This is a genomic window from Streptomyces lincolnensis (assembly GCF_021173675.1).
In the GTDB taxonomy this organism is placed as follows: Bacteria; Actinomycetota; Actinomycetes; order Streptomycetales; family Streptomycetaceae; genus Streptomyces; species Streptomyces lincolnensis_B.
This window is the reverse complement of the sequence record NZ_JAIHON010000069.1, coordinates 1-255: the sequence shown is the minus strand read 5'-3', so window position 1 is coordinate 255 and position 255 is coordinate 1. Positions and strand designations below refer to the sequence as shown.

Below are 255 nucleotides of genomic sequence, written 5' to 3'. Positions count from 1 at the left end.
TCCTACGGCGCCTTGCGGATCACCCGCGAACTGCGCCGTCGCGGGCAGGTCGTGAACCGTAAACGGGTCGCGCGGATCATGCGGGAGAGGCAGATCGCCGGGATAACGCGACGGAAATCGCGCTCCCTGACGAAACAGGACCGCTCGGCTGCGCCAGCGCCGGATCTGATCCTGCGGGACTTCACGGCGCCGATGCCCGGCCTGAAGCTCGTCGGTGACATCACCTGCCTGCCGACTGCAGAGGGATGGCTGTAT

The 255-nt window shown here is 66.7% G+C and carries 1 protein-coding gene; it reads left to right on the top strand.

Annotated features, from left to right (window positions below):
- Positions 1–255: IS3 family transposase (locus tag K4B79_RS47595; RefSeq protein WP_232033718.1), on the top strand; the 255-nt coding region annotated here is incomplete at both ends.